Here is a 14,581-nt window from a genome sequence, read left to right as displayed (position 1 = left end):
TAATATGAACAAACAAGAAGATACTGCAATTTTTGCCGGCGGCTGTTTTTGGTGTATGGTTAAACCCTTCGACAGTTTACCCGGCGTTGAAAAAGTTGTTTCAGGCTATACTGGCGGTCACGTTGCTAATCCAACATACGAACAAGTTTGTGCTGGTACTACCGGTCATACAGAAGCAGTTAAAATAACTTTTAATCCGGAATTAATGCCATATGAAAAATTATTACAGTATTATTGGCAAGTAACTGATCCAACTGATGCTGCAGGACAATTTCAAGACCGTGGTGATAATTACAGACCCGTAATTTTTTATAATTCGCCCAAACAAAAAGCTGCTGCCGAAAAGTCAAAGGCAGAATTAGCAAATAGTGGTAAATTTGATAAGCCAATTGTTACTAAGATTGAACCTGCTGCCCCTTTTTATGATGCCGAAGATTACCATCAAGATTTTTACAAGAAAGACCCACTAAGATATTCTTTAGAAGAATCTGGTGGTCGCGACAACTTTATTAAAGAACACTGGTCCAAATAAAGTTGTAACTAAACAATTAATAGCAAATTGATGATACGATGTAAATGTGGATGTTGATCAAACGATATTTAATATACTTAAAATAACAATAATTATACTATCTAGAGATTTAATTTTACTTTGTTAAGCGTCCACAAAAGCCATCATTATTACTGATGGCTTTTTTAATGTTTTTAAAAATCAATTTACTAGTTTGTAATAATTTTTAATATTAATGCAAAGGCAAAAAAGCAGAAGAATGATACAATGTAAAACGAATTGCGTAAGTTTTTAAGATAATTGGGATATAAATATCGTAAAAATCCCAATTTCTTTATTTATAAGGAGTTATTACTAACTATATGGATCAATTGGATAAGTTTAATAGGCGCTATAATTTACTTTCCAAAATTTCAGCGTCGTTCTTTTACTCGCTGGCAGTCGCGGTTGCTTTGAATTTCTTTTGGACACCAGGACATATGTACTCATCTGGAATAACTGGCTTTGCCCAGCTAATTAACACATTAAGTGAACGCTTCTTACCCTTTACATTGACGACCTCTGTCATGTATTTTGCGCTTAATGTCCCGTTGTTCTTATTAGGTTGGTTCAAGATTGGGCACAAGTTTACCTACTTTACCATAATTTCAGTTGTCTTGGGCACAATCATGATGCACGTAATTAACCCAGTCAACATGCATGTTGATCCGTTAGTTTGTGCTATCTTTGGCGGCATGATAAACGGCTTAGGTACTGGCTTTGCTCTTAAAAATGGTATTTCAACTGGTGGGCTTGATATTATCGGAATTGTCATTAGAAAGAAAACGGGCGCCAGCTATGGCAAAGTTAATATTATGATTAACTTAGTAATTATTGTGGCCGCGGGCTTTGTTTTTGGTTGGAATCGCGCACTCTATTCTGCTTTAACTATTTTTATTAATGGTCGAGTAATTGATGCGGTTTATACGCAGCACCAAAAGTTGCAGGTTACAATCGTAACTGAGCATCCTCAAACAATTATTGATGGCATTCAAGACAAGATGCATCGCGGTATTACCATCTACCACGATGTTGAAGGTGCATACAGCCATGACGAAAAGACCGTTTTAGTTACAGTCATTGACCGTTATGACATGTATGATATTTTACAAATTATTAAAAAAAGTGATCCGTATGCCTTCATGAGTGTCAGTGAAGTTGAGCATGTTTATGGGCGGTTCAGGGAACAAGAAATCGTTTAAACTAAAAGAGTGTTAGAAATTTTCTAACACTCTTTTTAATGTTCAAAAATTAAGCAAATAATTTTCGATATTCACCGTACCCTGCTTGCTCAAGCTCATCATACGGGATAAATTTTAATGCCGAAGAATTAATGCAGTATCTTAATCCACCTTGATCACTTGGCCCATCAGTAAACACATGCCCCAGGTGTGAGTCTGCATCTGGACTCTTTACTTCGGTTCGTTCCATATTATGAGACTGATCGCGATGATAAGTTAATTTTTTAATTGGCTTAGTAAAGCTGGGCCAACCACAGCCAGCATCATACTTGTCTTCACTAGAAAATAATGGCTCGCCTGAAACAATATCAACATAAATTCCTTTTTGATAAAAATCGTCATACTTACCACTAAAAGGATAATCCGTTGCCGCATTTTGTGTTGATGCATATTGGTCTTTTGTTAACTCTTTTAGTCGTGCTTCTTTTTTTGCTTGATCCATAAAATACACCATCTTTCCTCTTAACTATAACAAAATTTGATTATTGGAGTACATTTAAAGACTTATTAAATTTTTTGTTTTATAATTCCACTATTGCCGTATGGTTTATAATTAAAAGGTAAAATAATTAAATAGAAAGGATTTTTTAATTATGCCACATCTAGCAAAAAGTTTGTCTAGAACAATCAATACCAAAATCGCACAATTATCTGATTCACAAATAACTACGTTTAATAACCAAACATCCAAAATTCCTGGAATTATTAAATTAACAATTGGTGAACCTGATGTTAATACTCCAGAGCATGTTAAACAGGCCGCAATTGCCGATATTGAGAAAGACGATTCTCATTATGCCCCAGAAGCTGGTAAGCCAGAATTACTAACCGCAATTAGCGACTATTTAAATGATAGCTTGGGCGTGTTTTTTGACCCTGCCACCGAAATTTGCGCAACTGTCGGTGCAACTGAAGCATTAAATGTTGCCTTTATGACCCTGCTTAATCCTGGTGATAAAATTTTAGTACCTACTCCTGTTTGGGGTGTCTACTTTGGCATTATCGAAATGACTGGTGCAGTTCCAGTAGAAGTTGATACCTCGCAAGACGGTTTTCTTTTAACTGCCGATCATTTAAAGGAAGTATTGGCAAATGAAGGAAAAGGCGCAAAAGCTGTTGTCTTAACAGATCCATCTAACCCTACTGGTCGCGTTTACAGCAAGCAAGATTTGCTAGAACTAGCCCAAGTTATCACAGATAATAATCTCTTTGCCATTACTGATGAAATCTACGCCGAATTAATCTATAACGACAAAAAGCACTACTCATTAACTCAGATTATTCCTGAACGGACATTACTTTTATCTGGTTTATCTAAGAGCTTTGCAATGACTGGATGGCGCATTGGTTACATTGCTGGTCCTAAAGAAATTATGAAGTCGGTTATTAAAGTTAATTCATTTTTGATTACTGCTGTTACTGATAATGTACAAGCTGCTGCAACTGAAGCCCTAGTTCATGGTGCAGCTGACTATCCGATTGCCCGCAATACGTATGAAAACCGTCTAAACATTATTGAAACTGGTTTACGCAAATGCGGCTTTAGCATGGCTACCCCTGAAGGTGCATTTTATATTTTTGCTAAAATTCCTACTAAATTTGGACAAGATGATGTTAAATTCGCGACTGATTTAGCTACTAAAGCAAAAGTTGCACTAATGCCTGGCAGTTATTTCGGTCAAGGCGGTCAAGGCTACGTACGTTTGTCTTATGCTGCTTCAACAGAAGACCTAGAAGAAGCTGTTCGCCGGATTACTGCCTACGTTAATGACTTATAATCAGTAAGCAAAGTAGACGTAATTCCGCGCTCTTTATAGTAGAATTGAATAGATAAACAATTTATCAAAATAGAAAACAGTTAAACGAAGGGATTTTATTATGAAAATTACAAGATTAAATGAGCCTCTATATACTAACGGTGAACCACCTAAGGTTGGCGACAAGTTGCCAGATTTTACTGTTGTTAGAGCTGATGGTAGTAAAGCTACTAAGGCTGACTTATTGTCTAAGCCAACTTTAATTAGTGTTGTTCCTGACCTTAACACTAGTGTCTGCAGTATTTCAACTAAACGTTTCAACAACGAAGTTGATAAGTTTGACGGCATTAACTTCTACACAATTTCTACTAACACTCTCGCTGACCAAAAGAATTGGTGTGCTGCTGAAGGCGTTAAAAACATGGAAATTTTATCTGATGAAAGCCACAACTTCGGTGAAGAAATGGGTCTTTACCTTGAAAGCGGCGTAGATTCAAGAAGTGTTTGGATTATTTCCGCTGACGGCGAAGTTTTGTACCAAGAATTGGTTTACGAAATGACTGATGAACCAGATTACGATGCTGCATTAACATTTTTAAGCAACTTAAAATAATTAAGCATTAATATTAAAAAAGATAACCATTACTGGTTATCTTTTTTAATACACTGATTTAGTTAATACGGACCATGCCCCAAAAGTTTGGTCGGCCGGATTAAATTGATAATTATTCTGGATAAACTCTTTGGCTTTTAGAACCAAGGGTGACGAATTCGCCAAAGTAAGCTGCGTTAATGGCACAGCAACTGCTCCCAAAGAATCTTGCCCGGCAAATTGCTTAACTGTTTCCTGTAATTGTCCCTGCCACTTCTTAATTTGGTAAAACACACAAAGGTGCTGATTGAAATGCCATTCTTGATAATCCCAAGGATAACGAAAAGAAGTAATGCCTAATTGAACCATTTCAAGAGCAGTTAACCCTGTTTCTTCATATATTTCACGTTCAATTGCATCCGTAAGCTTTTCGCCATCTTCAAGACTGCCTCCGGGCAAATCATAACGGTTGGTATAGGGACCGCCACGTTTTTTGATAACAATTAACTTTTCTTGCTGCTGCATAATGCCATATACACCAAATGCGCGATGATATTTGTCTGTCATTTTAAAAAGCCTTCTTTATTTTTAAATAAACAAAAACGATGTGAATTTATTCTATCACATCGTTTTTTGCTGTTTTATTTATTCATCCCAAGTTGCGTTTTGATCCGCATCTTTTTGGGCTTCTTCTTCTAAACGTGCTTCTGTTTGCGCAACACTTTCTTGGTATTGTTCTTCAACTTCAATTCCCAAGTCAGTTAATTGCTGCTCAGCAACTGGCGCTGGTGCGTGCATCATTGGTTCTGAAGCACTGGCATTCTTTGGAAAGGCCAAGACATCGCGGATATTATCCTTCTCTGCTAACATCATGGCAAAACGATCAAGTCCAATAGCTAATCCAGCATGTGGTGGGAAGCCCATGTCAAGAGCAACAAGCAAGTAACCAAACTGCTCATATGCTCGCTTCTTAGTAAAGCCAAGTGCCTTAAACATTTTTTCTTGAATTGAACGTTTGTGGATTCTGATTGAACCACCACCAAGTTCATCCCCGTTCATGACAATATCATAACTGCGGGCATGAGCCTTATGTGGGTCAGTATCAAGCAACTTAATTCCTTCATCATCAGGCATTGTGAATGGGTGGTGGGCAGCAATCCAGCGACCAAAGCCCTCATCGAATTCAAACAATGGCCAGTCAACAACCCAGACAAAGTCAAAGACATGCTTAGGAATAATACCAGTTTCTTTAGCAAATTCACGCCGTAAATGATCTAAGGAATCACAACAAACTTTCCACTTGTCAGCAACAAAGACAAGCAATTCGCCGCCTTCAAGATCAAATTCTTTGATTAAAGCTGCCTGATTGTCATCTGTTAAGAAGCGACTAACGGGACCAGAAAATTCACCATCTTCAAACTTAACCCAAGCCAAACCTTTGGCATGGTAACGTTTGATGTAGTCTTGCTTTTTCTCAATCTGCTTACGTGAATATGCCTTAGCACCATTCTTAACGGCAATTCCCTTAACGAAACCACCATCTTGAATTGCATTTGCAAAGACTTTAAAGTCACTATCGGCAAAAGTATCGTTCAAATTATGAATTAACATGCCAAAACGGGTATCGGGCTTGTCTGTACCGTAATTATTCATTGAGTCAGTCCAAGAAATTCGGGCAATTGGCGTCTTTAAGTCAATACCCATAACGTCTTTCATGATTTTTTTGAGCAAGCCTTCAGTATAATCTTGCACTTGCTGTTCATCAGTGAATGAAGTTTCCATATCAATTTGGGTAAATTCAGGTTGACGATCGCCTCGCAAGTCCTCATCACGGAAACATCTAGCCAGTTGGTAGTACTTGTCAAAGCCCGCACCCATTAATAATTGCTTAAACAATTGCGGTGATTGTGGCAAAGCGTAAAAACTTCCAGGATAAATTCTTGATGGTACCAGGTAATCACGAGCCCCTTCTGGAGAAGACTTTCCTAAAATAGGCGTTTCAATATTAATAAAGCCATTTTCATCAAAGTATTCATGAGTTGCACGCAAAATCTTTGACCGTAAAATAATTGCTTGTTGTAAATTTGGTCTACGCAAATCAAGGTAGCGGTACTTTAACCGAGTTTGTTCACCAACTTCAATGTCATTTTTAATTTCAAATGGCGGGGTCTGAGACTTATTTAAAATTTTAATTGCAGAAGCTTCAATTTCAACTTCCCCAGTTTTCATTTCTGGATTGACACTTGAACGCTTAACAACCTGACCTTTAACTTGAACAACATACTCATTACCAAGTGATTCAGCTGTTGCCATCAATTCTGCACCAGAATCGTGGTTGACAACGACTTGCACTAATCCTTCGCGATCCCGCAAATCAATAAACAATAAATTTCCTAAATTGCGGACACGTTGCACCCAACCATACAAATTAACTTCTTGGTCAAGATATGCAGTAGTAATATTGCCGCAGTAGTCTGTTCTTTTTTCCATTTGTTCCATAATTAATCCTTTAATTGTTCCATAACTGTTTTCATATCGTCGACGTCTTCAAGCTGGAGGTCGATTGTTTTGCCATCAGCTAGTCGTTTAACGTTTAACGTGCCGTTAGCCAATTCTTTGGCACCAATCGTAATCACGAACTTAGCGTAGACACGGTCGGCCTTCTTAAATTGCGCCTTCAGCTTCTTTTGGTCAACATCATATTGCGCTCTAAAGCCTTGCTTACGTAGTGAGCGGGCGATTTCAACAGCTTTAATTCCAGTTCCTTCACCAATATTAGTAATGAAAAAGTCAATCCCTTGATCGGCAAATAGGTTTGGATTTTGCTGTTGTAAAACAAGCATCAGCCGTTCTTCACCAATCCCAAAACCAACAGCTGGAGTCTCTGGCCCATCAAACTCTTGTACTAAATGATCGTAACGACCACCACCCAAAATGGTAGTTGCTGATTCCCATAAGTTCTTATCTTCAACCATAAACTCAAAAATAATTCCGGTATAGTAGTCCAAACCGCGAACTAAATCGTTATCAATAACGTACTTAATCTCAAGTTGGTCAAGGATACCAGTAATCTCATCAAAGTTAGCCTTAGAATCTACATCCAAGTAATCAATAATCTTAGGTGCATCTGGTAAAAATTGTTTATCCTGTTCATCTTTAGAATCCAAAATTCTGAGTGGATTCTTTTCTAAGCGACGCTTAGAATCATCAGACAATTGGTCTTTTAGCGGTGTAAAGTAATTAACCAAGGCATCATGATAATCTTGACGCACTTGCGCGTTACCTAACGTATTAATATGCAATTCGTAATTTTTTACACCAAGTTTGGCAAGTAAGTCGTGAGCTAAGACAATTGTTTCAACATCTGCTAAGGGATTGCTGGAACCAAAACTCTCTACCCCAATTTGGTGGAACTCACGTTGGCGACCAGCTTGCGGACGTTCATAACGAAAAGTTGACTCGATGTAGTAAACGTTAAATGGTTTGACTACTTCTGGAGCATACATTTTGTCTTCAACATAAGCCCGAACAACACCAGCTGTCCCTTCTGGACGCAGTGCAATGTGCCGACCACCCTTATCGTTAAAGTCGTACATTTCTTTTTCAACGACGTCAGAAGTTTCACCACTTGAACGGGAGAAGACCTCATAATTTTCAAAACTCGGTGTTCTAATTTCTCGGTAATTGGCTTGCTTAAAGAAGTCACGGACAGTTTGCTCAACCTTTTCCCATGAACCAGATTGTTCAGGTAAAATATCGACTGTTCCTTTTGGTTTTTGAACTCTCATTTAATCATCCTTTTAAATATAAAAAAGCGTCCTTGAAAAAATCAAGGGCGCTAAATTTTGCACGGTACCACCTTTTGCCTGCTGCGAATAACGCTCGCGACGCGCATATTATCTGCTAAAGGGGTCACAGTCAGCTTTCTATCCGCCTTTTACACCAATCAAGCGGTCTCTGTCATAGAAATTGCCAATCTTCAATCTTTGTCATTGATAATTCTTGTTTTAGCTTATAGTTTTAAGGGGCAAAAGTCAACCTAGAATGCAAATTTAGGCTATTTTTTATAAATCCAGCACAATCGTAAACGGGCCATCATTTTCAAGATCAACCTTCATATCCGCGCCAAATTCACCAGTTTCGACATGTAAACCAGCATTAACCAGTTCTTGGTTGAAATCTTCCCATAATTCTTTTGACTTAGGTGGTTTCATAGCCTCAATAAAGCTAGGACGATTACCCTTCTTGGTATCAGCCAATAATGTAAATTGACTGACACTCAAAATTTCACCGCCAACATCCTTGATTGCTAAATTAGTCTTGCCGTCTTTATCTTCAAAAATCCGCATTTTAGCTATTTTAGCCGCTGCTTTTTGAACAATTGCTAGGTCATCACCTTCTTTAATCCCAACCAGGAGAAGTAGACCGCGCTTAACTTGACCAACAGTCTTACCGTCAATATTTACTTGGGCACGATTAACCCGTTGAATTACTACTCGCATTTAATTATCTGCCCTTCGTGTTTCATAAATGTCTGGAACATCACGTAATTTACTCAAAATTTTGTCCAGTTGAGCCGCATTTTTAACTGCCACCGTAGCGTAAATGTGTGCAATATTATTTTCGTTTACTTTACCCGACAAATTATTGATATTAGTCGTAACAGTATTTAATTTGGTAATCACATCGCTTAACAGACGTTCACGATTATAACCAAAGACCTCAATATCAGCGTTAAAAGTTTGTTTAGAACCATCGGCACTATCGTCAACATTTTCCCATTGCACATCAATTAGTCGCCCTTGACTAGCTGCATCATTGGTAATATTGCGGCAATCTGCGCGGTGAATTGTTACACCACGTCCTTTAGTAACATAACCAACTATCTTATCACCAGGAACTGGATTACAACACTTGGCCAAATGCAGCATTAAGTCGCTAATGCCTTGGATCATCACGCCATTCTTGTGCTTAATCTTCATTGGTGAACTAGCCGACTTGTTAGTCTGAGTTGATGAAGCAGCTTTTTGCCCCGAATTTAGAATCTCATCTTCAAGCTGCTTTTGCCGTTTTTCTTCTTCTTGGCGCCGTAAATCTTGAGTAAGCCGATTAACAACGCTGATTGCAGAAAGATCACCAAAACCAACAGAAGCGAACATTTCATCAGCAGTATGGTAATTAAACTGATCGAGAACTTTTTCAAGGTGGTCTTTGTCCATAAATTCTTTGGGAGCTAAATCTTGGTCACGCAGTTGATCGGCAACCATTTGTTCGCCCTGCTCAATGCTTTTTTCTCGATCTAAATTACGGAAATAACGGCGAATTTTATTTCGCGCCCGTGAAGTCTTAACAATATCCATCCAGTCACGCGACGGTGTCGCATTTGACTGGGTCATAATATCAATTACATCGCCATTTTTCAGCTTGTAATCAAGGGGTACTAGTTTACCATTAACCTTGGCACCAACAGCATGACTACCAACTTGCGTATGGATTTGATAGGCAAAATCAAGCGTAACTGCGCCCTTAGGCAGCTCATAAACCTCGCCTTTAGGAGTAAAAACATAAACGCGATCAGAAAAGATTTCACTTTTGACGCTCTTCATAAATTCGCCAGCATCTTGGGTTTCATCCTTTAACTCTAAGATTTCACGAACCATGTCTAGTTTTTCATTTGAACTAGTTTCTTCAACACCAGTAAAATTACCCTGCTTATATGCCCAGTGAGCAGCAACCCCGTATTCAGCAACTTCATGCATTTGTTCAGTTCTAATCTGAATCTCTAACGGACGACCGCCGGGACCAATAATTGTTGTATGCAGCGATTGATACCCATTAACCTTAGGAACTGCAATATAGTCTTTAAAGCGACCAGGCATTGGCTTCCATTTAGTATGAACCGCACCTAAAACTGCATAACAATCCTTGACAGTTTCAACAATTACCCGAACTGCAGATAAATCGTAAATTTCATCGAAGTCCTTATGTTTATCGACCATCTTTTTATAAATGGAATAAATATGTTTAGGTCGACCATAAATTTCGTATTTAATCCCCAGACTATCAAGACTTGCTTCAAGTGTATCAATTGCATCCTGGATGTACTTTTCACGTTGACTACGCTTCAAGCTCATCATATTAACAATTTGATAATAAGCTTCAGGATTTAGATAATGAAAACTCATATCTTCTAATTCCCATTTAATTGTCCCGATACCCAAGCGATCTGCTAGTGGTGCATAAATGTCCATTGTTTCTGAAGAAATTCGCCGCTGCTTATCTGGACGTAAGTGTTGCAGAGTGTGCATGTTATGCAGTCTGTCAGCTAACTTAACCATAATGACGCGAATATCTTTGGCCATTGCAATTAACATTTTACGGTGATTTTCAGCCAAAAATTCTTGGTGTGACTTATATTCGTATTTGTTAAGTTTGGTCACACCATCAACAATAAAGGCAACATCTTTGCCAAACTTTTCTTTAATATCATCGTTAGTAACAGGTGTATCTTCAACAGTATCATGTAAAAAGCCGGCAGCAACTGTATCTGGATCAAGACCCAAGTTTGCTAAAGTTCCGGCTACTTGAGTTGGATGCACAATATATGGCTGACCTGAAGCCCGCTTTTGTTCCTTATGAGCATTATTCGCAAATTCATAAGCTTTTTCAACAAAGGCAATTTGCTTATCAGTCATATATTTTTTACAGGCTGCTATTACCTGGTCATGCGTCATTTCAATGTATTTCGACATTTGCAGCACCCTTTCTAGTTATAGATCTGTTTATCCATTAAACCAAAAATTTCAAAAATGAGATATATTATCCCAAACAACAAATTGTATTTAGCAAATTTAATAATTATCGTCAAACAAAAGACCACTGGTAACATTAATAGCCAATACCTAGGCAATTTAAGGGTAATTATTAAACGACCAACATGGTAGCTGATAATGCAGTTAATAACGATAAATAATAATCCAACCCGCCAGACAATTGGTATCCTAAAAAGGCTGAAGCCAAACGGCAAAATCGCCACTAATAGACTCCACCAAACGATTGGCATTGCTTGCAATTGATTTAATTTATGAATTGGGGGAATTGCCAGAATTTTTTGTTTAAATTTTTTGAATTTAATAATCAATCTATTTTCCTTACTTAATTTAACATTATAGTCTTTTTTATTGTTCTTTGCGTTCAATTATTAATCCTACCCAACGATCTTGGCGCATTGTCAAGGTAATCTTAAAGTTATATTGCTCAAGGGCTGCTTTGATTTTGTCCAATTGTAAATAATCAATACCTGAAAAAATAACTTGGCCACCTTCATTTAAATGATCATTCAATTGTGGAATTAAATCTAAGAGGATTTCTGCCAAAATATTAGCTACAATAATATCAAATTTACCACTAATTCCTTGCAATAAACTAGCTTTTTCTACCTTAATATTAGTTAAATTATTTAAACTAATATTTTCACCAGCTGCTGTAACAGCTTCATCCGAGATATCAGTTGCCACAACATTTTGAGCACCAAGAAGAGCAGCAGCAATAGCTAAAATGCCGGAGCCAGTGCCAACATCAATCACATTTTTAGGCGTTGTCATCGCACGTTCTAAGCCCATCATTGCTAACTGGGTTGTTTTGTGATTACCTGTCCCAAAGGCTAAACCCGGATCAAGTTTAATCAATTGCTGGTCTTTAAAGGCAGGTTCATAGTCTTCCCACTCAGGTACAATCGCCAAATGCCGTGAAAAGTCAATCACATGGTAGAATTTTTGCCAAGCAGTATTCCAATCTTGATCTTCAATATAAGATGTTGTAATTTGCTCTAAGCCAACAGCCAGGCCATAGCCTTTTAATTCCGCAAGCTTATCATGATATTTTTGGACTAATTCTTCTGCATCTGCTTCTTCATCGAAATAAGCAAAAAATTGCATGTCGTCAGGCAAGTCCTTAATTTCATCTAAATTAACAATTGTTGAATCATGCTCCCAACCGGCATGTTCAAAGTCGGTTCGTTTCCTAGTTTCGGTTCCTAGCGCACCCAAGATATCTTGGCTATAAACGCTGAGCGCATCTTCTACTTCATGACTGGTTTCAATTTTAATAATTAATAATTTCATTTTAACTTAAACTCCCTTTTTATTTTTATCCGCACAATGCTATCATAAAAAAGGTGATAAATATGGCAAAGAAAAAAAATAAACTTGAAAAAACTTTAGTTGAAAAAATTTTAGAGCGGAACAAAATTCCGTATGAACAAACCCAGTTTACAACCCACGAGGATTCAGGTGGTGTTGCTCAAATGGATACTTCTATTTTAAACGAGAATGAACATTTGGTCTACAAAACCTTGGTTTGCACAGGTAATAAAACTGGTCCCCTTGTCGGTGTAATCCCAGTAACTGAGCATTTAAGCATGAAAAAACTCGCTAAAAATTCTGGTAATAAAAAGTGTGAAATGTTACCACTTAAAGACTTGGAAAAGACAACAGGCTATGTTCATGGTGCTAATACACCGATTGGTATCTATTTTAAGCATCATTTTCCAATTTATCTAGATAATGGCATGAATAATGAAGAAAAAATTGGTGTTTCCAGCGGTAAAGTTGGCCGTAGTGTCTTTTTAAGTCCTGATGATCTTCAACAGGTTACCAATGGAACATTCTGTGACTTATTAGAATGATTTTATTTAGCAAAAGGGTAAAATTTTCCCGTATAGAGTAAAACAATCAGGCAAATTTATTCATTTGTAATATAATATAAATTAATACAAACAGATAAGGAATAAAAACATGACATTATTAACAGATGAACAACTTGCAAATATTGCACACGATTATTTTTTAAGTAAATTAAATATCGCTGATATTTCCAAAAAGTATGACCTTTCGCGTTACCTGATTACCAAGGCGTTAGAGGAAGCCGAAGAAAAAGGAATTGTCAAAATCAGCATTTATCAAAGTCCCAAGCGAGCTGAAAAATTGGAGCGTAAGTTTCAACGATTCTTTAATTTAAAAGAAGTATATATTTTAGAAGACTTAGAAACCAAAAATCAAGATAACGAAATGATCGTTAATTACGCCGCTAAGCAAATTCAAAACTATACTAAATCGGCTCACGTAGTCGGTCTGACTTGGGGAACATTAATTCGCGATATTATTAATAATTTTCCTGAAACTGAACGTGAAGATTTAACTTTTGTGCAGCTGGTTGGACAGGCAGTTAATGCAAGCAAACGAAAAAACCAACTAGTGCAACAGGCAGCTGATAAGTTTGGTGCCAATTGTTTAACTTTTCCAGCTCCTCTTTACGCGCTTAATCCGGATTTTGTAACAGACATTATGCAAGAGCCCTTCTTTGAATATATCAAAACTTTTTACCCTAGAATTGATTTGGTTTTTGCAAGTATTGGGACAGCACAATCATTAGAATCCGGACAATTTTTCATGGATTATTACGCAGATAAGTTATTTAGACATATTGACCGCAGCAAAGTCGCAGGTATGATTTTTGGGCGACCATATGATATTGATGGTAACTTTTTTAAACCGATTGAAACACATATTTGTGGCATCAGTTTTGCAGAAATCATGCAGATCCCCAATCGGTTTGTGATTGTAAAAAATCGTTTTAAAGAAGATGCTCTCTTAGGCGCATTAAGAAGTGGAATAATTACGCACTTAATTACAACTAGTGGTATTGCTGAACGGGTACTACGCAAAAATATTGAATTTAGCTAAATTCTTCTTGATATATTTTACTAATATAATCTTGTAATTCTGTGACTTGGTGGCGGCGCGAGCGTGCACATTCTTTAGCTGGTCGATTACATAAAAAGCAATGCCGTCTAGGTTGTCCTAACTTTGATCGTGAAAGGGCTGCTGGTTGATTTTTAACTAGCACATCAGCATCAAACAGACGTCCTAGTTTGTTTTTATCTTCAAATGCAATTGCCACTTGCTTTACGGATTCAGCTGCAACATTTAATAGGTAAAAATTCTCACAGCCACTTGCTTGGTCCCAACTACTTACCAAATAATATTTAAATCCTTGAATTTTTAAGTCTTGCTCTAAAGTTGCACACCCCTTATTAAATAGCTGCTTCAAATAACGATTATTTTTGATCGGACCCGGTATATTTAGCTTTACATCTAATAGTGTACCTTGCGGATTTTGGCTAAAAAGCTGCTTTTGCAATGCTGCCCGCTGATCTTTAGCAGCCAATACATCAGGGATACTTTGCGGTTTACCTATTAAAAAAATTGATTGCATTACTATAAACTTCCTTTTATCATTATTATAACTAAAAAAGCGTGGAAACGAGTCATTACTTATTTCCACGCTTTTAATTTATAATTTTTTAGTCTTTAACTTGCTTGATAGTATCAATGATTGAGCCATCACGATATTCAACTAAAGCAACTGTCCGATCAGTATA

At 37.3% G+C, this 14,581-nt stretch carries 15 protein-coding genes; 6 read left to right on the top strand and 9 right to left on the bottom strand.

Annotated elements, in window-relative coordinates; all coding sequences use genetic code 11:
- Positions 1-4: 4 nt before the first annotated feature.
- Both msrA and PT281_RS01530 read left to right on the top strand, forming a co-directional pair.
- Positions 5-532 (top strand): peptide-methionine (S)-S-oxide reductase MsrA, encoded by a 528-nt coding sequence (msrA, locus tag PT281_RS01535; RefSeq protein ID WP_277151412.1) that lies wholly within the window; start codon positions 5-7, stop codon positions 530-532.
- A gap of 341 nt (positions 533-873) precedes the next feature.
- The gene (locus tag PT281_RS01530; protein ID WP_277151410.1) at positions 874-1,752 is read left to right on the top strand and encodes a YitT family protein; all 879 of its coding nucleotides are present in this window, start codon (positions 874-876) and stop codon (positions 1,750-1,752) included.
- A 49-nt stretch (positions 1,753-1,801) separates the two neighbouring features.
- On the opposite strand, the gene msrB is transcribed toward PT281_RS01530, so the two are convergent.
- Positions 1,802-2,233, bottom strand: coding sequence for a peptide-methionine (R)-S-oxide reductase MsrB (gene msrB / locus PT281_RS01525; protein ID WP_277151408.1), 432 nt, complete (start codon positions 2,231-2,233; stop codon positions 1,802-1,804).
- Positions 2,234-2,384: 151 nt separating this feature from the next.
- Here msrB and PT281_RS01520 point away from each other — a divergent pair, with 151 nt between their 5' ends.
- Entirely contained in the window at positions 2,385-3,569 is a 1,185-nt protein-coding gene (locus PT281_RS01520; RefSeq protein WP_277151406.1) for an aminotransferase class I/II-fold pyridoxal phosphate-dependent enzyme, read from the top strand.
- A 100-nt stretch (positions 3,570-3,669) separates the two neighbouring features.
- A complete protein-coding gene (tpx, locus tag PT281_RS01515) occupies positions 3,670-4,161 on the top strand; it encodes a thiol peroxidase (RefSeq protein WP_277151404.1) in 492 nt (163 codons plus the stop codon).
- 45 nt (positions 4,162-4,206) lie between these two features.
- Here tpx and PT281_RS01510 read toward each other — a convergent pair whose 3' ends face one another.
- The 7 genes from PT281_RS01510 to prmA form a co-directional block, all read right to left on the bottom strand.
- A complete protein-coding gene (locus PT281_RS01510) occupies positions 4,207-4,707 on the bottom strand; it encodes an NUDIX hydrolase (RefSeq protein ID WP_277151402.1) in 501 nt (166 codons plus the stop codon).
- Between the two features lie 78 nt (positions 4,708-4,785).
- On the bottom strand, positions 4,786-6,639 hold the full coding sequence (gene aspS, locus PT281_RS01505; RefSeq protein WP_277151400.1) for an aspartate--tRNA ligase: 1,854 nt from the start codon (positions 6,637-6,639) through the stop codon (positions 4,786-4,788).
- A gap of 2 nt (positions 6,640-6,641) precedes the next feature.
- Positions 6,642-7,928, bottom strand: a complete 1,287-nt coding sequence (gene hisS, locus PT281_RS01500) for a histidine--tRNA ligase (RefSeq protein ID WP_277151398.1) — start codon at positions 7,926-7,928, stop codon at positions 6,642-6,644.
- A 276-nt stretch (positions 7,929-8,204) separates the two neighbouring features.
- Complete coding sequence (gene dtd / locus PT281_RS01495; RefSeq protein ID WP_277151396.1) at positions 8,205-8,642, bottom strand: D-aminoacyl-tRNA deacylase; 438 nt, start codon at positions 8,640-8,642, stop codon at positions 8,205-8,207.
- Entirely contained in the window at positions 8,643-10,892 is a 2,250-nt protein-coding gene (locus PT281_RS01490; RefSeq protein ID WP_277151394.1) for a bifunctional (p)ppGpp synthetase/guanosine-3',5'-bis(diphosphate) 3'-pyrophosphohydrolase, read from the bottom strand.
- 14 nt (positions 10,893-10,906) lie between these two features.
- The gene (locus PT281_RS01485; RefSeq protein WP_277151880.1) at positions 10,907-11,248 is read right to left on the bottom strand and encodes a hypothetical protein; all 342 of its coding nucleotides are present in this window, start codon (positions 11,246-11,248) and stop codon (positions 10,907-10,909) included.
- 70 nt (positions 11,249-11,318) lie between these two features.
- Complete coding sequence (prmA, locus tag PT281_RS01480; RefSeq protein WP_277151392.1) at positions 11,319-12,263, bottom strand: 50S ribosomal protein L11 methyltransferase; 945 nt, start codon at positions 12,261-12,263, stop codon at positions 11,319-11,321.
- A 62-nt stretch (positions 12,264-12,325) separates the two neighbouring features.
- Between prmA and ybaK the strand changes: the two genes are divergently transcribed.
- Together ybaK and PT281_RS01470 are read left to right on the top strand one after the other, a co-directional pair.
- Positions 12,326-12,826 (top strand): Cys-tRNA(Pro) deacylase, encoded by a 501-nt coding sequence (gene ybaK / locus PT281_RS01475; RefSeq protein WP_277151390.1) that lies wholly within the window; start codon positions 12,326-12,328, stop codon positions 12,824-12,826.
- A 109-nt stretch (positions 12,827-12,935) separates the two neighbouring features.
- On the top strand, positions 12,936-13,883 hold the full coding sequence (locus PT281_RS01470; protein ID WP_277151388.1) for a sugar-binding domain-containing protein: 948 nt from the start codon (positions 12,936-12,938) through the stop codon (positions 13,881-13,883).
- Here PT281_RS01470 and citX read toward each other — a convergent pair.
- A complete protein-coding gene (citX, locus tag PT281_RS01465; RefSeq protein ID WP_277151387.1) occupies positions 13,876-14,415 on the bottom strand; it encodes a citrate lyase holo-[acyl-carrier protein] synthase in 540 nt (179 codons plus the stop codon). The two genes, PT281_RS01470 and citX, sit on opposite strands and share 8 nt — an antisense overlap.
- Between the last annotated feature and the right edge of the window lie 166 nt (positions 14,416-14,581).

Origin of the sequence: Lactobacillus sp. ESL0701, assembly GCF_029433445.1 — a bacterium.
In the GTDB taxonomy this organism is placed as follows: Bacteria; Bacillota; Bacilli; order Lactobacillales; family Lactobacillaceae; genus Lactobacillus.
This window is presented reverse-complemented; position numbering and strand designations above follow the sequence as displayed.

Excerpts from the sequence above, each read along its gene's own strand:
- PT281_RS01490 (WP_277151394.1), bottom strand. The coding sequence starts at position 10,892 with ATGTCGAAATACATTGAAATGACGCATGACCAGGTAATAGCAGCCTGT.
- msrA (WP_277151412.1), top strand. The coding sequence starts at position 5 with ATGAACAAACAAGAAGATACTGCAATTTTTGCCGGCGGCTGTTTTTGG.
- ybaK (WP_277151390.1), top strand. The coding sequence starts at position 12,326 with ATGGCAAAGAAAAAAAATAAACTTGAAAAAACTTTAGTTGAAAAAATT.
- prmA (WP_277151392.1), bottom strand. The coding sequence starts at position 12,263 with ATGAAATTATTAATTATTAAAATTGAAACCAGTCATGAAGTAGAAGAT.
- PT281_RS01530 (WP_277151410.1), top strand. The coding sequence starts at position 874 with ATGGATCAATTGGATAAGTTTAATAGGCGCTATAATTTACTTTCCAAA.
- citX (WP_277151387.1), bottom strand. The coding sequence starts at position 14,415 with ATGCAATCAATTTTTTTAATAGGTAAACCGCAAAGTATCCCTGATGTA.
- dtd (WP_277151396.1), bottom strand. The coding sequence starts at position 8,642 with ATGCGAGTAGTAATTCAACGGGTTAATCGTGCCCAAGTAAATATTGAC.
- hisS (WP_277151398.1), bottom strand. The coding sequence starts at position 7,928 with ATGAGAGTTCAAAAACCAAAAGGAACAGTCGATATTTTACCTGAACAA.
- PT281_RS01520 (WP_277151406.1), top strand. The coding sequence starts at position 2,385 with ATGCCACATCTAGCAAAAAGTTTGTCTAGAACAATCAATACCAAAATC.
- aspS (WP_277151400.1), bottom strand. The coding sequence starts at position 6,639 with ATGGAACAAATGGAAAAAAGAACAGACTACTGCGGCAATATTACTACT.
- msrB (WP_277151408.1), bottom strand. The coding sequence starts at position 2,233 with ATGGATCAAGCAAAAAAAGAAGCACGACTAAAAGAGTTAACAAAAGAC.
- PT281_RS01510 (WP_277151402.1), bottom strand. The coding sequence starts at position 4,707 with ATGACAGACAAATATCATCGCGCATTTGGTGTATATGGCATTATGCAG.
- tpx (WP_277151404.1), top strand. The coding sequence starts at position 3,670 with ATGAAAATTACAAGATTAAATGAGCCTCTATATACTAACGGTGAACCA.
- PT281_RS01470 (WP_277151388.1), top strand. The coding sequence starts at position 12,936 with ATGACATTATTAACAGATGAACAACTTGCAAATATTGCACACGATTAT.